Source organism: Kitasatospora sp. NBC_01300 (genome assembly GCF_041435235.1).
In the GTDB taxonomy this organism is placed as follows: Bacteria; Actinomycetota; Actinomycetes; order Streptomycetales; family Streptomycetaceae; genus Kitasatospora.
This window is the reverse complement of the sequence record NZ_CP108408.1, coordinates 5565367-5585084: the sequence shown is the minus strand read 5'-3', so window position 1 is coordinate 5585084 and position 19718 is coordinate 5565367. Positions and strand designations below refer to the sequence as shown.

The following is a 19718-nucleotide window of genomic DNA, read 5'->3' as shown; positions in this document are numbered from 1 at the left end:
GGAAGCGGCCGCAGGGCGTACAGCTGCGGCGACACGCCCCGCGGCCGCTTCCGCACACCCTCGACAAGGCCGTGTCCCGCACCCCCGGCGGACCGCGAACGGCCCGTTGCGTCCACCGGGTTCCGCCGACGGGCCTGTTGAGACAAGTGTCACCAGCCCCGTCCGGTCCCTTGGGAACCGGACCGGGGCGAGCTACGGTCGTAGAGGTGGGACGCGCACACGCGCTTCCACCGGACACGTGAACGAGCAGGCGGGTTGCCCACCCACCGTGTGCTCCCGATAGCATCCACCGGGACAGCAAGCCGTCCCTCTATTACCCGATCCCGCGGTGGCCCCCGTCCAGCGGCCATGATCCCCCGCGACAAAGGTCTTCGATGCCCATCAGCCCGTCCCCTCACACCTCCGTCACGGACCGCGATGCCCTCGCAGCCACGACGGCCGGTCGGCGACCCCGCGTGACCATCGCGCGCGGAGCCACCCCCTGGTTCGTCCCCACCCTCGCCACGGCCGCCGTGACCACCGCCCTCACCCGGCGCAGCGGCAAGTGGGCCCTGGCAGCGGTACCCGCCTGTGCGCTCAGCGCGGGCATGCTGTGGTTCTTCCGCGACCCCGAGCGTGAGATCGGCGCGGGCAGAGTGATCTCCCCCGCCGACGGCGTGGTGCAGAGCATCGACGCCTGGCCGGACGGCCGCACCCGGGTCGCGATCTTCATGAGCCCGCTCAACGTCCACGTCAACCGCGCGCCCCTGCCCGGCACGGTGACGTCGGTCGAGCACGTCGCGGGCGGCTTCGTCCCCGCGTTCAACAAGGACAGCGACCAGAACGAGCGGGTCGTCTGGCACTTCGACACCGAGCTCGGCGACATCGAGATGGTGCAGATCGCGGGGGCCGTGGCCCGTCGCATCGTGCCGTACGTCGCCGCCGGTACCAAGGTCGAGCAGGGCGACCGGATCGGTCTGATCCGGTTCGGCTCCCGGGTCGACACCTACCTGCCGGCCGGCGTCGAGGTCGGCGTCGAGGTCGGCCAGAAGACCACAGCCGGGGTGACGCGCCTTGACCGTGACTGATCCTGAGACAATCGTCGGCCTGGACGACGAGGAGACGGCCCTGCGCCGTCGCCGCTGGGCGCGCGACCGCGAGCTGCGCGCCCCGCGCTCTCCCCAGCACCTGTCCACCGCCGACTTCCTGACCCTGGGGAACGCCGTCTGCGGCTTCCTGGCGATCTACTCGATCACCACCGGGGTCCTCGTCCCGCACATCACCAACCCGGACGCCGCACCCGACCGGCACAGCGCCGCCACCGCGGTCACGCTGCTGCTCATCGGCTCCATGTGCGACCTCTTCGACGGGCTGGTGGCGCGCAAGCTCCGCTCCTCCGCCCTCGGAGCGGAACTGGACAACCTGGCCGACCTGATCAGCTTCGGCATCGCGCCGGCCTACTTCGTCGCCGTCTGGGGCATGGTCTCGCAGGGCTCCAACAGCAAGCTCTCGGCGCTCATCGCGATCACCGTCCTGCTCGCGGTCGTCCTGCGGCTCGCCCGCTTCTCCGCCGTCAAGATGCGGCCCGGGGTGTTCCAGGGCATGCCCTGCCCGATGGGCGCGATGACGGTGATCGCCATCGTGCTGCTCGACCCGCCGTTCCTGCCCGGTCTGCTCGCCATCTTCGGCGCCGCGTACCTCATGGTCAGCCGGATCGAGTACCCCAAGCCCCAGGGGCTGCTGGCCACCGCCACGCTGTGCTGGATCGTCGTCTCGATCGGCTGCCTCGCGGCCTGGGCGACCGGCCTGCCCGGTGGCGACGCGCTGATGCACGTCGGCGCCTTCGCCCAGATCACGCTCGCCGCGATGGCCCCGCTGCTGGTCATCCGGCGCAAGGTCGGGCAGAAGGTCGGCGACGTCCGCGCCAGGCGGGCGGAGTCCCGCCTCGGCTGAGTCGTTCCCGTACGCGAGAGGGGCCCGGATCCAGTCGGATCCGGGCCCCTCTTCGTGCTCGCTCTTCGCGGCGGGCTCGTTCTTCGGCCGGTCCTGCTAGGCGCCGCCGGTGTGCACGCTGAACGCCGAGCGGCGGGCCGCCCGCGCCACGCCCGGATCCGGGTGCACGCCCGAGACCGCCGTCAGCACCGAGGCCGCCCGCGGGTGCCCCGACTGCCGGGCCCGGGCGAACAGCCGCACCGGATCGCCCGCCGCGGCGCCCTCGACGTGGCCCACCAGCAGCTCCGTCTCGCCGTGGTCCAGCACCGCCGCCGCCGTGTCCACCCACAGCCAGGCCGCGTCCTCCGCCCCCAGCACGTCCGCCGGCGAAACGCCCTCGTCCGAGCGCTCCGCCAGCCACAGCAGCGCGTACGGGCGCAGCACCGGCTCGTCCACCGAGGCCCGCACCGCCTGCTCGGCCGGGCCGCCGGCCACCCGCAGCGCCTCGAAGGCCAGTCCGCGCACCAGCGCGTCGTCCCCCTGCGCCGCGTCCAGCAGCTCCGCCACCGCCCGATCGGCCGGACGGGCCGCCACCCAGGCGCGGAACTCGGCCCGCGCCGGGCCCGGCGAGTAGTCCGCGCAGGCGTTCAGCAGCTCGAAGGCGCTCTGCTCGATGTGCCCGGCCGCGGTCTGCGCGACCGTGCAGATCTCCTCCAGCTTCGCCCGCACCGCCCAGTGGCCCAGCGGCGACAGCTCGGCGGCCTCGTCCCTGCGGACCACGGCCCCGACGGCCGCCAGGCCGTCCAGCATCCAGTCCAGGACCGCGGCCACGTCCGCCGGCGACGGCGGGGTGTCGATCTGCGGCTCCCGGCACGTGCCGCGCACCGCCGAGACCGCCGAGGCGGCGTGCGGCACGGGCGACAGGCCCGAACCGTCCGCGCCACCCACCCGGCGCTCGTCCAGGCCCCGGCGCAGCAGCTCCAGCAGTTCGCCGTCCGACACCGGACCGGCCACCAGGTGCAAGAACGACAGCAGCTGCGGCGCCTGGTCCACCGCCTGGCCGGCCAGCACCGCGAACACGCCCCGCAGGGCGGCCGGCGGCACCGGGGCGAGCAGCGTCCAGGCGTCGAACAGCGCCGACCAGCCGCGGACGACCGCCTCGTCGTCGTGCTCCCAGGCGTGCAGGCGCCAACCCGGGACCGCACCGCCGTCCCTGGCCTCCACCAGGCCGACCAGCAGTGCCTGCCCCCACGCCTTGGCGGCGGCGCCGACCGTCATGGCCAGCGCCCGACCCGCCGCACGGGCGTCATCGGGCAGCAGCTCGCCCCGCTTGTCGACCTCTTCCAGGTCCCCCGCCCAGCGGGCGATCCGGACGGCGTCCACCAGCATCCGGCGGGCCAGCGGCGCCAGCTCGGCCGGCGCGGGGAAGCCCTCCGGTACGGGAACCCTCCCCCGACCGGGCGCCGCAGCGGGCCCTCGTCGGCGGGGTACCCCGGCCCCGCCCGGCTTGCCGGCGGCGGGCCGGTGGGCCGTACCGGGGAGACGGGTCACCGTCGCACCAGTACCGATCGTCGGAGGGAGCGGGGCATCACGGTCGCGCGGATTCCGAGACGTCACGTCGAGCAGTCTTCCCCTTGTACCGGCCTTCTGTCACATCCGGTTGGCTGTACGGACGGGCGGCCGTCGACGGCACCTCCCCAAGATCGGGCAACAATCGGGCAACAGAGGCAAACCGCCTGGCCGGAAACAGGTGGCGGGGTCATGCCATCCCGGCACAACCCTTGCGGCGACGGTCGCGCTACTCGCCCGGACGATCACGCTCCGTGGCTGACGGGTGAGGTTCGGCTTTCGTACAGAGGCCCTGTCGGTGCGACTTCCCGCGCGGGGGGGCTGGGTTCAGAGAAGGGGGGTGAGCCAGCGGCGGAGGAGTTCGGTGTAGTGGGTGGGGGCGGAGTTCCAGAGGGTGGCATGGTCGGCGCCCGGGAAGGGCCGGAGGCTGACCACGCCGGGGCGGGCGGCGGCGAGGCGCTCGGCGGCGCGGAAGGGGGCGATCTGATCGTCGGGGCTGTGCAGGAGGAGGGTGGGGACGCGCAGGTCGGCGCCCTCCGCGATGCGGCTGAAGTCGGCGAGGTCGACGCCGGTGCGGCCCTCGGCGGCGAGGGCGCCGAGCTCGGCGGCGGCGCCGGTGTAGCCGGCCCGGGCGGCGCCGCGGCGGGCGGTGGCGGGCAGGTCGAGGACCGGCGAGTCCAGGACGAGGCCGCTGACGGCATGGGCCCAGGCCGAGCGGGCGGCCGTCTGGAGGGCCATGGTGGCGCCGAGGGACCAGCCGTACAGGATGACCCGGCCGGCGCCGCTGTCGAGGGCGAGCCGGACCGCCGACTCGACGTCGCGCCACTCGGTCTCGCCGAAGTGGCCGAGCCCGTCCGGCGAGGCGGGGGCGCCCTGGTCGCCCCGGTAGGTGACGACGAGGGCCGGCAGGGCGAGGCGGTCGAGGACGGGGAGGACCGGGAGGGTCTGCTGCCGGTCGGCGCCGGGGCCGTGGACGAGGATCACCCAGGTGCCGCGTTTGCCGGCGAGGCGCCAGGCGGGGAGGGCGCCGAGTTCGCCGTCGGCGGCGGTGTCGGTGAAGGGGAGGCCGAGCGCCTCGGTGGGGTCGCCGAGGTGGACGCGGGGGGTGAAGCGGACCTCGGTGCCGGGGGTGAGGGTGCCCCGGTCGGCGCGGACGAGGCGGCGGGTGACGCCGTGCTCGTCGCTGTGCAGGACGTCCTCGACGACGGCGTGGCCGTGGTCGTCCCATTCCACGGCCCAGCGGCCGGGGCGCAGGCTCTCGGGGCGGCGGTTGAAGGTGATCCGGCCCGCGGCCAGGCTCCGCACCAGGACGGGGCCGGACTCCCGGGCGGCGCTCGCCGGGTGGACCAGCCGTTCGGAGGCCCGACGGCCGATCACCAGGACGGCGGCCCCGGCGCCGACGACGGCGGCCGCCACGACGGCCGCGGTTCCCCAACGCATATCGCTCCCCGCTCTGCTGGTCTTGGACCGGACGGTGTCCGGGCGGTGTTCGGACGGTGTTCGGGCACCAGTTCACCGGGGGGCCGCGCGGGCGGCCACCGGGCTGGGCCGTCCGGGGCACGGCGGGGCGCCGGGCGGGGCGGGCGACAGGCGGGCGGTCCTCTGGCGGGGTGGGCGGATCGGAGGTGGCGACGGGGCTCCGAGGTGTGACCAACCCCTCCGTGACCTCGGTTGACTCCCGGTTCGGCCGCGTGATGGGATCCTGGGGCCAAACGGAGGCATGCAGAGGAAGCCGGTGCGAGTCCGGCGCGGTCCCGCCACTGTCACCGGGGAGCACGCTCGGAACATCGCCACGGCGGGCCGTCAGAAGCCGCTGGAAGGCCCGGGGGTGCGTCCGACCCGGAAGCCAGGAGACTCTCGCCCCCGGTACGTCGATCCAGGGCGCGGACCCTGAGTGAGGACACGCACGCGATGCAGGCTGCCCCGCCCCGCCGGACCCCACGCGGCCTTCCGCCGAACCCGCCGTGCGCCCGCTGACCCGCGCCGCCGCGTTCGCGCTCGGCGCCGTCGCGGGCTTCGCCGCGGACGCCCGCTTCGCCGACCCCCGGCGCGGCCACCCGGTGGCCGTCTTCGGCAGTGCGGCGACCCGGCTGGAGCGGCGGGTGTGGCAGGACGACCGGGTGGCCGGCGCCGGGTACACGGCACTGTGCGTGGGCGCGGTCGCGGCCGGCGCGGTGGCCCTGGACCGTACGGTGGGCCGGCGTCCGCTGGGCCGGGCCGCACTGGCGGCCGCCGCGACCTGGACGGTGCTGGGCGGCACCTCGCTGACCCGGGAGGCGCGCACCATCGGCCGGTCGCTGGCCACCGGCGACCTGACGGCCGCGCGGGAGCGGCTGCCGCACCTGTGCGGGCGGGACCCGAGCGCGCTGGACGGGCCTCAGATCGCCCGCGCGGTGGTCGAGTCGGTGGCCGAGAACACGGCGGACGCCGTGGTGAACGCGCTGGTCTGGGGCACCCTGGCGGGCACCCCGGGGCTGCTGGCGTTCCGCGCGGTGAACACGCTGGACGCGATGGTCGGCCACCGCTCGCCGCGGTACGCCCGGTTCGGCTGGGCCTCGGCCCGGCTGGACGACGTGGCGGGCTGGCCGGGCGCCCGACTGACGGCACTGCTCACGGTGGCCGCCGCGCCGCAGCCGAAAACGGCCTGGCGGGTCTGGCGGCGGGACGGTTCGGCGCACCCGAGCCCGAACGCGGGCCAGGCGGAGGCGGCCTTCGCGGGCGCGGTGGGCGTCCGGCTGGGCGGAACCCTCCAGTACGGGGAGCGGGTGGAGCACCGGCCGGTGCTCGGCGCGGAGTTGCGGCCGGTGACGGTGGACGACATCGAGCGGGCCTGCGTGCTCTCCCGGCGGGTGGGCGCGCTGGCCCTGGGTACGACGGTCGCGGGGCACGTCGCGCTGCGCTTGCTGACGACACGGTGGAGGGGAAGGGCATGAGCAACGCACTGCTGGTCGCCGGGACGACCTCGGACGCGGGCAAGAGCGTGGTGACCGCGGGCATCTGCCGCTGGCTGGCCCGGCAGGGGGTGCGGGTCGCGCCGTTCAAGGCACAGAACATGTCGCTGAACTCCTTCGTCACCGCCGACGGCGCCGAGATCGGCCGGGCGCAGGCGATGCAGGCGCAGGCGGCCCGGGTGGAGCCGGAGGCGGCGATGAACCCGGTGCTGCTGAAGCCGGGCGCGGACGGCCGCAGCCAGGTGGTGCTGCTGGGCCGGCCGGTCGCCGAGGTCGGCGCGCTGGACTACCGCGAGCGCAAGCCCGTCCTGCTGGAACGGTCGCTGGAGTGCCTGGCGGACCTGCGCCGCCGCTACGAGGTGGTGGTCTGCGAGGGCGCCGGCTCGCCCGCCGAGATCAACCTGCGGGACCGGGACATCGCCAACATGGGCCTGGCCACGGCCGCCGGGCTGCCGGTGGTGGTGGTCGGGGACATCGACCGCGGCGGCGTCTTCGCGGCGATGTACGGGACGCTGGCGCTGCTGTCGGCGGAGGACCAGCGGCACGTGGCCGGCTGGTTCGTCAACAAGTTCCGCGGCGACGCGCGGCTGCTGGCGCCCGGCCTGGACATGCTGCACGGGCTGACCGGCCGTCCGGTGCTGGGCACCCTGCCGATGCTGCCGGGCCTGTGGCTGGACGCCGAGGACTCGCTGGACCTGTCCACGGTGGTGGACCGGGTCGACGGCCGCGGCCCGCTCGGGGCGGACGTGCTGCGGGTGGCCGTGGTGCGCTTCCCCCGGCTGTCGAACTTCACCGACCTGGACGCGCTGGCCCAGGAGCCCGGCGTGCTGGTGCGCTGGGTGACCCGGCCGGAGGAACTGGCCGACGCCGACCTGGTGGTGCTGCCCGGCACCCGGGCCACCGTGGCCGACCTGGCCTGGCTGCGCGAACGCGGCCTGGAGCCGGCGCTGAAGGCGCGGGCGGCGGCCGGGCTGCCGGTCCTCGGGGTGTGCGGCGGCTACCAGATGCTGGCGCGCGGGATCGAGGACGAGGTGGAGTCCCGGGCCGGCTCGGTCGAGGGCCTGGGCCTGCTGCCGACGCACGTCCGGTTCGGCGCCGAGAAGGTGCTGGCGCGGCCGGTCGGCACGGCGTACGGGCAGCGGGTCGAGGGGTACGAGATCCACCACGGGGTGGTGGCCGTGGAGGGGGGCGAACCGTTCTTCTCCGATGACGACGGGCACGGCCTGGACGGCTGCCGGGTCGGCCCGGTGTGGGGCACGACCTGGCACGGCGCGCTGGAGAACGACGGCTTCCGCCGTGAACTCCTGCGCGAGGTCGCCGCGTTGGCGGGCCGGGCGTTCGTGCCGGCGCCGGACACCTCGTTCGCCGAGGCGCGCGAGGCCCGGCTGGACCGGCTGGGCGACCTGATCGAGGAGCACGCCGACACCGACGCGCTGTGGAAGCTGATCGAGGGCGGGGTGCCGGCGGCAGGATCGCTGCCGTTCCTGGCGCCCGGGGCACCTGGGGAGTATGCATGAGTGACGTCCGCTATCCGTTCACCGCGATCGTCGGCATGCCCGACCTGCGGCTCGGACTGCTGCTCAACGCGGTCTCGCCGGCCGTGGGCGGCGTGCTGGTGCGCGGCGAGAAGGGCACCGCGAAGTCGACCATGGTGCGCGCGCTGGCCGGCCTGCTGCCGACCCTCGCGGCCGTCGACGGCTGCCGGTTCGCCTGCGACCCGGCCGCGCCGGACCCGCAGTGCCCGGACGGGCCGCACGACCGCCCTTCGGCGTCCGAACGCCCCGCCCAGCTGGTCGAGTTGCCGGTCGGCGTGGCCGAGGACCGGATCGTCGGCTCGCTCGACCTGGAACGGGCGCTCGCCGAGGGCGTCAAGGCGTACGAGCCGGGGCTGCTCGCCAAGGCGCACCGCGGCGTGCTCTACATCGACGAGGTGAACCTGCTCCAGGACCACGTCGTGGACCTGCTGCTGGACGCCGCCGCGATGGGCCGCTCGTACGTCGAGCGCGAGGGCGTGTCGGTGCGGCACGCCGCCCGCTTCCTGCTGGTCGGCACGATGAACCCGGAGGAGGGCGAGCTGCGGCCGCAGCTGCTCGACCGGTTCGGCCTGACCGTCGAGATCGCCGCCACCCGGGACCCGGCCGAGCGCGCCGAGGTGGTCCGCCGCCGGCTCGGCTACGACGCCGACCCGGCCGGCTTCGCCGCGCGGTTCGCCGCGGACGAGCAGGCGCTCGCCGAACGCATCACCGCCGCCCGGGAGTTGCTGCCCAAGGTGGAGCTGACGGATGTGGCGCTGCGTCAGATCACCGCCGTGTGCGCCGCGTTCGAGGTGGACGGGCTGCGCGCCGACATCGTGATGGCCCGCACCGCCGTCGCGCTCGCCGCCTGGGACGGGCGGACCGAGGTGCTGGAGGAGGACGTCCGCAAGGCCGCCCAGCTGGCGCTGCCGCACCGGCGCCGCCGCAACCCCTTCGACGCGCCGGGGCTGGACGAGGAGCAGCTCGACCGGACGCTGGAGGAGCACGCGCAGCCGGAGGAGCCCGAGGAGCCTTCTGAGCCGTCGGAGTCCGAGGGGCTCGGGGGCTCGGGAGAGGCCGAGGGCGACGGGGACGGCGAGGGCGACGGCCCCGAGGACGACGGTCCGGGCCCGGACGGCGGCCCCGGCGGCGGCCCGGACGGCGGCGGGGCCCCCGAGCCCGCCTCCGGCCCGGAGGCGTCGGCCGCCGAGCCGGACGAGCCGCTCCAGCAGCCCGTACCGGCCCAACACCCCGCCCCCGCAAGGGAGTCGGCGCCGGTCGCGGCCGGCGACCCGTACCGGACCAAGCTGTTCACCGTGCAGGGAACCGGCCACGGCGCCCAGGGCCGCCGCTCCCCCGCCGAGACCACCGGCGGGCACACCGTGCGCGCCCGGCGCCCCCAGGGCGCGCTCAGCCGGCTGCACCTGACCGCCACCCTGCAGGCCGCCGCACCGCACCAGGCGGCGCGCGGGCGGGCCGGCCGGGCGCTGGTGCTGCGCAAGGACGACTTCCGCGAACAGGTCCGCCAGGGGCGGGAGTCCAACCTGGTGCTGTTCGTCGTCGACGCCTCCGGCTCGATGGCCGCCCGGCAGCGGATGACCGCCGTCAAGGGCGCCGTGCTGTCCCTGCTGATGGACGCCTACCAGCGGCGCGACAAGATCGGCATGATCACCTTCCGGGGCGCGGACGCCGAACTGGCGCTGCCGCCGACGTCGTCCGTGGAGGTCGGCGCGGCCCGGCTGGAGTCGCTGCCCACCGGCGGGCGCACCCCGCTGGCCGCCGGTCTGCTGCGCGCGCACGAGGTGCTGCGGGTGGAGCGGCTGCGCGACCCGAGCCGCCGCCCGCTGCTGGTCGTGGTGACCGACGGCCGGGCCACCGGCGGGCGGGACGCACTCGCCCGGTCGCAGCGCGCGGCCGGGCTGTTCGCCGCGCAGGGCACCGCCAGCGTGGTGCTGGACTGCGAGTCCGGCCCCGTCCGGCTCGGCCTCGCCCGCACCCTGGCCGGGCTGCTCGGCGGCACCGCCGTCAGTCTGGACGAGCTGCGCCCCGAGGGCGTCGCCTCGCTCGTCCGCGAGAACCGGCAGGACAGCCGGCGCGAGAACCGTCGCGATAACCGTGCCACCACCATGCGAAAGGCGGCCTGAGCCGACATGCCCAAGGGTGTCCCCGAGAGCGTCCCCGACGACGGCCTGACGACCCGTCAGCGTCGCACGCAGCCGATCACCGCCGTGCACACCGGCCCCGGCAAGGGCAAGTCCACGGCCGCGTTCGGCATGGCGCTGCGGGCCTGGAACCAGGGCTGGCCCGTCGGGGTGTTCCAGTTCGTGAAGTCCGCCAAGTGGAAGGTCGGCGAGGAGAACGCGCTGCGCGTACTCGGCGCCTCCGGCGAGGGCGGAACGGTCGACTGGCACAAGATGGGCTCCGGCTGGTCGTGGATCCAGCGCTCCAGCGAGATGGAGATGGACAGCGAGGCGGCCGCCAAGGAGGGCTGGGAGCAGGTCAAGCGCGACCTGGCGGCCGAGACCTACCGCTTCTACGTGCTGGACGAGTTCACCTACCCGATGCACTGGGGCTGGGTCGACCCGGAGGAGGTCGTGTCGGTGCTCAAGGACCGCCCGGGCAGCCAGCACGTCGTCATCACCGGCCGGTACGCGCCCGAGCCGCTGACCGAATTCGCCGACCTGGTCACCGAGATGACCAAGGTCAAGCACCCCATGGACGCCGGCCGCAAGGGCCAGCGCGGTATCGAGTGGTAGACCGTTGAGCACTGCCGGCAGGCCGTTGGCCGCCATCCCCCGCCTCGTCATCGCCGCGCCCTCCTCGGGCGCCGGCAAGACCACCGTCGCCACCGGCCTGATCGCGGCGCTCGCCGCGCGCGGGCTGGCGGTGTCCCCGCACAAGGTCGGCCCCGACTACATCGACCCGGGCTACCACGCGCTCGCCGCCGGGCGCCCGGGCCGCAACCTGGACGCCTTCCTGTGCGGCCCGGAGCGGATCGCCCCGCTCTTCCTGCACGGCGCGGCGGGGGCGGACGTCGCGGTGGTCGAGGGGGTCATGGGCCTGTTCGACGGGGCCTCCGGGCGGGGGGAGCTGGCCTCCACCGCGCACGTCGCCAAGCTGCTGCGGGCGCCCGTGGTCCTGGTGGTGGACGGCTCCTCGCAGTCCCGGTCGGTGGCCGCGCTGGTGCACGGCTTCGCCTCCTGGGACCCGGAGGTGCGCCTCGCCGGGGTGATCCTCAACCGGGTCGCCTCCGACCGGCACGAGCACCTCCTGCGCGAGGCCCTGGAGGAGGGCTCGGGCGTGCCCGTGCTGGGCGCGCTGCGCCGCTCCACGGCCGTCGCCACGCCGTCCCGCCACCTCGGGCTGATCCCGGCCGTGGAGCGCTCGGCGGAGGCCCTGCGCGCCGTCGCCGACATGGGTGAACTCGTCGCCGCCTCGGTCGACTTGGACGCCCTGCTCGAACTCGCCCGGACGGCGCCGGAGTTGACCGCCGAACCGTGGGACCCGGCGGCCGAGGTCGACCCGGTGGCTGGCACGCCGCGGATCGCGGTGGCGGGCGGCGCCGCGTTCTCCTTCTCGTACGCCGAGAACGCCGAACTCCTCACCGCCGCAGGCGCCGAGGTCGTCCCCTTCGACCCGCTGCACGCCTCGGCACTGCCCGACGGCACGGCCGGCCTGGTCATCGGCGGCGGCTTCCCCGAACTGTACGTCCGGGAGCTGAGCGGCAACACGGCGCTGCGCGGGGCCATCGCGGCGTTCGCCGCCGACGGCGGCCCGATCGCCGCCGAATGCGCCGGACTGCTCTACCTGGGGCGCGAGTTGGACGGCCTGCCGATGTGCGGCGTGCTGGACACCGGCGCCCGGATGACCGAACGGCTCACCCTCGGCTACCGGGAGGCCGTCGCCCTGCACGACTCCCCGCTCGGCCCGACCGGCACCCGGGTGCGCGGCCACGAGTTCCACCGCACGGTCTGCGAACCGGGCGCGGGCGAACACCCCGCCTGGGGCTGGCGCCTGCCCACCGGCCCCCGCACCGAGGGCTTCGCGGGCAGCCACGTCCACGCCTCCTACCTGCACCTGCACTGGGCCGGAGCCCCGTCCCTGGCCACCTCCTTCACCTCCGCCGCAGCCACCTACCAGGCAGCCCCCGGGAACCCCGCGTCACCGTGACCCCCCTCGCGCCCCGCCCGTCTCAGGACGGGCCGTTGCCGAAGGTGCCGGTCAGGGGGTCGGGACGGTCGGGTCGGTCGGCGCGGTGGCAGGTGGCGCAGCGGAGGCGGGTGTAGATCGCCACCGGGCCCATGAAGACGTCCTCCCGGCCGTCCGCCGGGGAGGCGGAGGCGGCCGGCCCGCCGCAGTCCAGGCAGGTGCGGCGGGGGCGGGCCGCGATCGAGCAGGCGCGGCAGACCAGGTGGGTCGGGTGCTCGGCGTGGACGACCACGGGCTGGGGGCCGCCGTTGAGCAGGTGGACGCACCACGTGCAGGACTCGTCCGCCTGCGCCGCCAGCATCCGGGCCCTGGTCTCCTGCTGCCACCTGGCGGCCTTCTGCACCGGGACCGTCACCGGCGGCCCCCACCCGGCGGCGCTGAGCCACTGGGCGCCTTCCGCCCCGGCCGCCCGCAGCTGGTCGTCGACGGCGATGTCCCTGGGGGTCTTGTCCTTCATCGGCTCCTCCTCCGGTGCGGTTCCCGCCGGGTTAACGCCACCGGGGAGGCCATGGACACGCGAACTGCCCGACCACTACGGCCGCCTGCCGCTGCCGCCGCCCGCGCACACCCGGACCGACCGTCACCGCGGGCCCCGGCCACCCAACGTACGCCGAAGCGCCGCACCGCGCGGCGGTTCGGCCACAGACGCCGTCGGCGCGTTCAGCCGGGGCGCGTTCAGCCGGTGGCGCGGATGTAGATGTCGGCGGCGCCGGGGGCCGCGCCGGGGATGGTGGCGACGTAGATGCGGCGGGTGGTCTGGGGGTGGGTGCGGGGCGGGGCCGGGGTGGGGGTGAGGGAGGGAGGGATGGGGGTGGGTGTCGGGGTGGGTGTCGGGGTCGGGGGGAGGGTGACGGAGGGGGCGGGCTCGGGGGTGTCGTCGTCGAGGTCCGGGGCGGGGCCGGCCTCGGCGTCGGGGTCCGGTTCGGCGTCGGGGTCGGCGGCCTGGAGGCCAGGGGGTGCCGCGGGTGCCGGGGGTGCCGGGTCGGCGGTGGGGGTGAGGGAGGGAGTGGGTGACGCGGCGGTGGTGGAGGTGGGCTCGGGGTCCGGGAGGAGTTCGGGGGCCTCGGCCGGGCCGTCGCCGCCGAGGGCGGCGGTGAGGTCGGCCGGGAGGGGGGCGGCCGGTCCGGGGGCCGGGAGGTCGTAGGCGCGGAGGAAGTCGCCGAGGCCGACGTCCTTGCCCGCGACGCGGTAGTGCAGGTAGGCGATGGGAGCGCCGTCGGGGGTGTGGGTGTAGATGGCGCCGACGGGGACGTAGGAGCGGCCGACGCCGGGGTGCTGGGAGGGGTGGAGGCCGGCGAGGAGCTCGGCGCGGTCGCGGTCGGTCTCGCGGCCGACGCGGCCGGCGGTGAGCGAGTTGACGCCGCGCACCACGAGGGCGGCCGCGACGGACACGCAGAGGACCAGTCCGACGGCGACGGTGCGCCGCAGGACGGGTCGGCCGTGCAGGGCCGGCCAGGAGTCGGTGACCACGCGCTCGGGCGGGATGCCGTCCACGATTGTCGTTCCCCCGTTCGATCAGGACGTCATTGTGCTCGACGAGGGACCGTAGCCGAGAGTTCCTCAGCCCAGGTAGGCGGGGGCGACCGCGGCCTGGGTGACCCGCCGGGGGGCGCCGCCGCCGTCGGCGGGGACGGTCCACAGGTCGGCGCCGTAGTCGCCGGGCAGAGCGTAGAGCAGGGTACCGCTGTCCGACCAGACGGCCTGGTCGTCGATGTTGCGCTGTTCGGCGGTGGCGGTCTCGGTCATGGTGGCGAGGTCGAGGACGTACAGGCGCCAGGGGGCGTCGGGGGACAGGCCGGGGACGCGCTTCTTGTACGCGATGCGGGTGCCGTCCGGGGAGAGCGAGGGGCACTCGACGTTCTCGTGCAGGGTGGTGAGGGTGCGGGCGGCGAGGTCGCCGCGGACGAGGTGGGTGTGGCCGCCGGTGGCGAGGGTCGCGTAGAAGGTGTTGTCGTCGGCGAAGGTCACGCCCCAGATGTTGATGTCGTGGGCCTGGTAGGGGTGGCCGTCCTTGATCACGTCGAAGGTCTCCAGGTTGTCCCGGAGGTTCCAGTCGCGGACGTCGACGATGGAGGTGCGGGTGGAGAAGTCGGTGCCCGCGTAGGAGTCGCCGCTGACGAAGACCGTCCAGGCGGCGAGGTGCCCGGACGGGGAGACCCGGGAGCGGGTGGGGATGCCGGCCGCCGGGTAGGAGCGCCGTTCGCGCAGGTGGTCGTCGAGGACGACGGCGCGGTAGGTGTCCTCCAGGGCGCCGTGCTGGGCCTGGAGGCAGATGCCGGTGCCGGCGGCGGCGTAGAAGCGCAGGCACTGGACGCCGGAGGCGGTGCGCGGGCCGTCCGGGCGGTCGGCGGGGACGGCGGTGAGTTCGTCGCGGTGCGGGCCCCAGGCCATGTTGCGGAAGACCAGCCTCCGCCCCTCGGAGGGCTTCTGCAGGGTGACGGCGCCCTCGGTGACGGCGGGGCCGCCGGGCTGGGCCTGGTCGCGCCGGGCGGTGCGGTCGGCGGCGTGGAGGACGGCCCCGGTGCCGACGGCGCCGAGCAGCAGGACGGCGACCAGGAGGATGATCACCCTGGTCCGGTTCTGGAGTCGGTTCACGGGCTCTCCTCGACGGTGGTGGTGGCGGCGGGTTCACGCAGGACGGCGGCCGCGCCGAGCACGCAGAGCGCCAGCGCCCCCGCCGACCAGCCCAGCGCGCCGGTGCCGCCGACCGCGCTCCACAGCGCGCCGAACAGCAGCGAGCAGGCGAACCGGGCGAGCGCCTGCCCGGTCCCGACCAGGGCGAGCCCGGCGCCGCGCTGCCCGGCCGGGACGGCGTCGGCCGCGGCGGCGGCGAGCACGCCGTCGGTGGCCGCGTAGAAGGCGCCGTGCAGCACGAGGACGCAGACGGCCACCGCCGGGCCGCCGGCCGGCGAGAGCAGCAGCCCGTACGCGAGCAGCAGCAGCACGTGCCCGCCGAGGAAGAGCCGGCGGCGGCCGATCCGGTCGGCGAGGGCGCCGAGCGGGACGGCGAGCAGCAGGAAGGCGGCGGCGGTGCCCAGCGGCAGCAGCGGGAACAGGTCGACGGAGAGGCCGAGCCGGCGCTGGACGAGGAGGTACAGGAAGGAGTCGCTGACGGTGGTGAGTCCGAGCAGGACGGCGCAGAGCGTGAGCCGTCGCAGCCCGGGCAGCCGCAGCAGGGTGAGGCTGTCACGCAGCGAGGGAACCGTAGTTGACGGATCGTCAGCCGATGGCCGGTTCGGCACGAACAGCAGCAGGATCAGCACGCCGAGGGCGGCGACGCACGCGCTGACCGTGAACACGGCGTCGTAGCCGTGCCGTTCGCCCCCGTCGGCGAGCATCGGCCCGCCCGCCAGGCGCAGCACGAGGAAGGCGGTGAGCGGGCCGAGCAGGGCGCCGGCGGTGTCCATCGCCCGGTGCACGCCGAACGCCCGTCCGCGGTGGGCGGGTTCGGTGGAGAGCGAGATCATCGCGTCCCGGGGCGCGGTGCGCAGGCCCTTGCCGGTGCGGTCGACGGCGATCACGGCGCCGATCAGCGGCACGGTGTGGACGAGCAGCAGCAGCGGTTTGCAGAGCGCGGACAGGCCGTAGCCGACGGCCGCGACGGCCTTGTGGCGGGCGGCGCCGTCACGGCCGCGGCGGTCGGCGAGGTGGCCCCCGGCGAGGCGCACGAGCGCGCTGAACCCGTTCTGGATGCCGTCCAGCAGCCCGAACCCGAGCGGGGAGAGGCCGAGGCCGGTGAGCAGGTAGAGCGGCAGGACGGCGGTGACCATCTCGGAGGAGATGTCGGTGACCAGGCTGACGGCGCCGAGGGCGAGCACCGTGCCGGGTACGGCACGCAGGGCGGCGCCCCGCCGCCCCGGCGGCTCCGTTGCGGAGGCCGGGGCGGCGGGGGCCTTGGAGCTGCGGGAGTCCGCGACGTACACGGGCGTCAGTTCCAGATGCCGGTGATGTCGGTGGCGTTGGCGGCGTTGCCCGCGTGGGTGGTCAGCCCGGCGAGGTCCTCCAGGGTGCGCAGCACGTTGTAGTGGTTGTAGGTGGTGCCGGTGCTGCTGCCGGGGGTGACGTGGGCGCCGTAGACGACGGTCGGGATGCGGTTGCCGGCGAGGCGGTTGTCCTCGTCGAAGGTGACCACGAGCAGGCTGTTGTGGCTCTTGGCCCAGGTGGCGTAGGCGGCGAGGTTGGTCTGCAGCCAGGTGTCACCGGTGCCGACGGAACAGTCGTGCATGTCGTTGCACAGGTCCGGGATGACGAAGGAGACCTTGGGCAGGGTGGTGTAGTCGGTCGGGAAGGCGTCCATGCCGTAGGCGCTGGAGGCGGGCACGTTGCCGAAGCCGAACCACGGGTTGTGCTTCTGCGCGTAGTTGTCGACGCGGCAGTCGGTGGCGCCCTGGGCGGGCAGGCCCTCGTTGTAGCTGGCCCAGGTCTGGCCGGCGGCGAGCAGTTCGGAGCCCAGGTTGGGCTGCTGGAGGGCGCCGACGTCGACGCAGCTGTCGTCGGTGACGCCCTGCGCGCTGCCGGAGAACAGCATGTAGTAGTTGGGCTGGCTGGGGTGGGTGAGCGCGAAGGACTGGGTGAGCGTGGCGCCGCCGGCGACCAGCGTGTTGTTGATGTACGGCGCGCTGGAGCTGCTGCCGATGACCTGCGAGTAGGCGTGGTTCTCCATCAACACGACGATCACGTGGTCGGGCGAGGGCAGCCCGCCGGCGGTGTCGGCGGCCGCGCTGCCGCCGGCGGCCCACAGGCCGAGCGAGCCGCCGACGAGGCCGAGCCCGGCGGCGAGGGCGGTGAGGGGCCGGCGGAGCGGGCGGCGGAAGGGGCGGCGGGGGGACGTGGTTCCGGGGGTGCGGAGTCGTGCGAAGGCCATCGGGTCCTCCGTGCGTCGGGGCTGGCTGGTTGGAGCGCCGAGAACAGTAGGATCGCGCCGTGTCGTGTACCGCACAAGACAAGTGAAGAACAGGCGAACAGCTGCCGCCCGTCGGCGGTCCACGTCACAACCGCCCCGATTGACCCGTTCCGACCGGGCGTGGTGGGATCACGGGGGCCCTTGTGGCGGAATCGCGGATGCTCGTGCGCGGGGACCGCTGGGCTTTTCGGGTGAAGGAGCGGGACGTGATCGGACTGGTCGCCCTCAACGGGACGGGCCGGCTGCTGGCCGACGAGATCCACGCCGCCTGGCCCGAGACCACCCGCGTCCACACCGCTGTCGCCAGCGCCTGCTTCGGCCCGCCCGAAGCCCTGGAGTACGCCCTCGGCCGGGACGACCTGGTGGTCTGCCTCGCGCCGGTCGCGACCACCGTGCGGCTGCTGATCGACGGCTCGCACCTGCGCCCGGGCGGGCCCGGCCTGGTCAGCCTGGACCTGAACCTGCGCTACGCCGTCCCGCTGACCGGCCGCGACAGCGGCGCCGACGAACTGGCCGAGGAACTCGCCGCCCTGCTCGGCGTCCGGGCCGTCCTGACCAGCAGCCCTCCCCCGGCCACCGCCCCGCCCTTCGCGCACCTGGCCGGGCACGCGTCGACGTCCACCCGCGGGCCGCGCGGCTCGGCGGCCGTGCGGGCGCTCGCCGAGGGCCGACCGGTCCGGCTGGAAAGCGACCTGGCGTACCCGCTGCCCGCGCTGCCGCCCTCCGCCCGCCCCGACGCGCCCGCCGACGCCCCCGTCCTACGGGTCACCGACCGCACCCACCCCGACGAGGACGTGCTCCTCGTGCACCCGCGCACCCTGGTCGTCGGGGTCGGCGCGGGCGGCGGCGCCACGGACTCCGAGCTGATGCGACTGATCACGGACGCCCTGGCCGAACACGGCCTGGCCCGCGCCTCGGTCGCCCGGCTGGCGACGGTGGCCGGAAAGGCGGACCACCCGGAGGTGCGCTGGGCCGCGTTCTGCCTCGGCGGGGTGCCGGTGGACGAGCACCCGGCGGCGGCCCTGGCCGCGGTGGCGGTGCCGAACCCGTCGGACCGGGTCGGCGCCGCCGTCGGCACCGCGAGCGTCGCCGAGGCGGCCGCCCTGGCGAGCGCCCCCGGCGGCGAACTCGTCGCCGCCAAACGGAAGTCCGCCGCGGCGACGGTCGCGATCGCCCGGGCGGCGGTGCGCGGACGCCTCGCCGTCGTCGGGCTCGGGCCCGGCGCGCACGACCTGCTGGTGCCGCGCGCGCTGGCGGAACTGCGGCGCGCGTCGGCGGTCGTGGGCGCGCCGGGCGCGGTCGAGGCGGTCGCCGAGCTGCTGCGGCCGGGGACCAGGCGGATCGCGACCAGGCGGATCTCAACGGACGACGGCGCCGGGGCGGCCGCCGGTGCTTCCGTTGACCTGGCCGTCGACGCGGCCGTCGACCTGGCCGCGCACGGGCACGCCGTCGCGCTGGTCGCCCTCGGCGACGGCGCGGCGCTGAACGTGCCGCCGGGCGCGTACGACGTCCACCGCGTCCCGGGGCTGCCCCTCCACCCGCTCGCCCCCGATACACCCGCCCACCCGCAAGGAGCCCCCGCGTGACCGCCCCCGAACCCGACCTGCGCCACCACGGCGACGCCGAGGTGCGCGCCGACGGGTCCGGCCTGGTCGACCTCGCCGTCAACGTCCGCACCGGCACACCCCCGGCCTGGCTGCGCGACCGGCTCGCGGCCACCCTCGGCGACCTCGCCGCCTACCCCGACCAGGGCGCCGCCCGCGCCGCGGTGGCCGCCCGGCACGGGCGGCCGGCCGACGAGGTGCTGCTCACCTCGGGGGCGGCGGAGGCCTTCGTCCTGCTGGCCCGCGTCCTGACGGCACGTCACATCGTCGTCGTTCATCCGCAGTTCACCGAGCCCGAGGCGGCTCTGCGAGGCGCCGGGCACCAGGTGCACCGGGTGCTGCTGTCCCCCGAGGACGGGTTCCGGCTGGGGGCCGTCCCGGAGGAGGCCGACCTGGTCGTCCTCGGCAACCCCACCAACCCGACCTCCGTCCTGCACCCCGCCGACGCCGTCGCCGCACTCGCCCGCCCCGGGCGCACCCTGGTGGTCGACGAGGCGTTCATGGACACCGTGCCCGGCGAAAGCGAGTCCCTCGCCCCGGTCCGGGACCTGCCCGGCCAGGTGGTCGTCCTGCGCAGCCTCACCAAGACCTGGGGCCTGGCCGGACTGCGGATCGGCTACGTCCTCGGGCCCGCGCCGCTGATCGCCGCGCTCGGCGCCGCCCAGTCGCTCTGGCCGGTCTCCACCCCCGCGCTGGCCGCCGCCGAGGCGTGCAGCAGCCCGGCCGCGCTGGCCGAGGCGGCGGCGGCCGCCGCCGAACTGGCCTCGTGGCGGACGTACTTGCTGAAGGGCTTGGCCGCCTTCCCGACTCTTCGGGTGTACGGCGAGCCGGCCGCGTCCTTCGTCCTGGTACGGCTGCCGGAGGCGGCGGCCGTCCGGGAGCGGCTGCGCGGGCGCGGCTTCGCCGTCCGGCGCGGGGACACCTTCCCGGGGCTGGGCGAGGAGTGGCTGCGGATCGCCGTCCGGGACGAGGCCACCACCGACCGCTTCCTGGAGGCCCTCGCCGCCGTCCTCGGCCCAGCCTGACCCCCGCCTCCGACTCCTCCGCCCCTGCCCCC

At 75.7% G+C, this 19718-nt stretch carries 16 protein-coding genes and 1 riboswitch; of the genes, 9 read left to right on the top strand and 7 right to left on the bottom strand.

The window, feature by feature from the left end:
- The first annotated feature begins 374 nt into the window (after positions 1-374).
- Positions 375-1067 carry a phosphatidylserine decarboxylase gene (locus OG556_RS24800; RefSeq protein WP_371519410.1) on the top strand — a complete coding sequence of 231 codons (693 nt, stop codon included), beginning with the start codon at positions 375-377 and terminating at the stop codon, positions 1065-1067.
- Positions 1054-1932, top strand: a complete 879-nt coding sequence (locus OG556_RS24795; protein WP_030059975.1) for a CDP-alcohol phosphatidyltransferase family protein — start codon at positions 1054-1056, stop codon at positions 1930-1932. The genes OG556_RS24800 and OG556_RS24795 overlap by 14 nt, the downstream gene beginning before the upstream one ends.
- Positions 1933-2028: 96 nt before the next feature.
- Here OG556_RS24795 and OG556_RS24790 read toward each other — a convergent pair whose 3' ends face one another.
- Both OG556_RS24790 and OG556_RS24785 read right to left on the bottom strand, forming a co-directional pair.
- A complete protein-coding gene (locus OG556_RS24790; protein WP_350880317.1) occupies positions 2029-3462 on the bottom strand; it encodes a hypothetical protein in 1434 nt (477 codons plus the stop codon).
- Between the two features lie 345 nt (positions 3463-3807).
- Positions 3808-4920, bottom strand: a complete 1113-nt coding sequence (locus OG556_RS24785) for an alpha/beta hydrolase family protein (RefSeq protein ID WP_371519405.1) — start codon at positions 4918-4920, stop codon at positions 3808-3810.
- Positions 4921-5204: 284 nt separating this feature from the next.
- Positions 5205-5337: riboswitch (cobalamin riboswitch) on the top strand.
- A 107-nt stretch (positions 5338-5444) separates the two neighbouring features.
- On the opposite strand from OG556_RS24785, the gene OG556_RS24780 reads away from it, so the two are divergent.
- The 5 genes from OG556_RS24780 to OG556_RS24760 are packed head-to-tail and all read left to right on the top strand — an operon-like array spanning position 5445 to position 12115.
- On the top strand, positions 5445-6413 hold the full coding sequence (locus OG556_RS24780; protein WP_371519402.1) for a cobalamin biosynthesis protein: 969 nt from the start codon (positions 5445-5447) through the stop codon (positions 6411-6413).
- Complete coding sequence (locus tag OG556_RS24775; protein WP_371519399.1) at positions 6410-7948, top strand: cobyric acid synthase; 1539 nt, start codon at positions 6410-6412, stop codon at positions 7946-7948. The genes OG556_RS24780 and OG556_RS24775 overlap by 4 nt, the downstream gene beginning before the upstream one ends.
- On the top strand, positions 7945-10089 hold the full coding sequence (locus OG556_RS24770; RefSeq protein WP_371519396.1) for a putative cobaltochelatase: 2145 nt from the start codon (positions 7945-7947) through the stop codon (positions 10087-10089). The genes OG556_RS24775 and OG556_RS24770 overlap by 4 nt, the downstream gene beginning before the upstream one ends.
- A gap of 6 nt (positions 10090-10095) precedes the next feature.
- Positions 10096-10701, top strand: a complete 606-nt coding sequence (gene cobO / locus OG556_RS24765; RefSeq protein WP_063349585.1) for a cob(I)yrinic acid a,c-diamide adenosyltransferase — start codon at positions 10096-10098, stop codon at positions 10699-10701.
- 25 nt (positions 10702-10726) lie between these two features.
- On the top strand, positions 10727-12115 hold the full coding sequence (locus OG556_RS24760; RefSeq protein ID WP_371522866.1) for a cobyrinate a,c-diamide synthase: 1389 nt from the start codon (positions 10727-10729) through the stop codon (positions 12113-12115).
- 22 nt (positions 12116-12137) lie between these two features.
- On the opposite strand, the gene OG556_RS24755 is transcribed toward OG556_RS24760, so the two are convergent.
- From OG556_RS24755 to OG556_RS24735, 5 genes are all read right to left on the bottom strand, one after another.
- Positions 12138-12611: a hypothetical protein gene (locus tag OG556_RS24755; RefSeq protein ID WP_371519394.1), complete on the bottom strand. Its 474-nt coding sequence runs from the start codon at positions 12609-12611 to the stop codon at positions 12138-12140.
- A 218-nt stretch (positions 12612-12829) separates the two neighbouring features.
- Positions 12830-13648: a hypothetical protein gene (locus OG556_RS24750; RefSeq protein ID WP_371519392.1), complete on the bottom strand. Its 819-nt coding sequence runs from the start codon at positions 13646-13648 to the stop codon at positions 12830-12832.
- 66 nt (positions 13649-13714) lie between these two features.
- Positions 13715-14749 carry a TolB family protein gene (locus OG556_RS24745; RefSeq protein WP_371519390.1) on the bottom strand — a complete coding sequence of 345 codons (1035 nt, stop codon included), beginning with the start codon at positions 14747-14749 and terminating at the stop codon, positions 13715-13717.
- Positions 14746-16077 carry an MFS transporter gene (locus tag OG556_RS24740; protein ID WP_371519387.1) on the bottom strand — a complete coding sequence of 444 codons (1332 nt, stop codon included), beginning with the start codon at positions 16075-16077 and terminating at the stop codon, positions 14746-14748. The genes OG556_RS24745 and OG556_RS24740 overlap by 4 nt, the downstream gene beginning before the upstream one ends.
- A gap of 5 nt (positions 16078-16082) precedes the next feature.
- Positions 16083-17018, bottom strand: a complete 936-nt coding sequence (locus tag OG556_RS24735) for an alkaline phosphatase family protein (RefSeq protein ID WP_371519385.1) — start codon at positions 17016-17018, stop codon at positions 16083-16085.
- 245 nt (positions 17019-17263) lie between these two features.
- Here OG556_RS24735 and OG556_RS24730 point away from each other — a divergent pair, with 245 nt between their 5' ends.
- Entirely contained in the window at positions 17264-18643 is a 1380-nt protein-coding gene (locus OG556_RS24730; protein WP_371519382.1) for a cobalamin biosynthesis protein, read from the top strand.
- Positions 18640-19686 carry an Rv2231c family pyridoxal phosphate-dependent protein CobC gene (cobC, locus tag OG556_RS24725; protein WP_371519380.1) on the top strand — a complete coding sequence of 349 codons (1047 nt, stop codon included), beginning with the start codon at positions 18640-18642 and terminating at the stop codon, positions 19684-19686. The genes OG556_RS24730 and cobC overlap by 4 nt, the downstream gene beginning before the upstream one ends.
- Positions 19687-19718 lie beyond the last annotated feature (32 nt).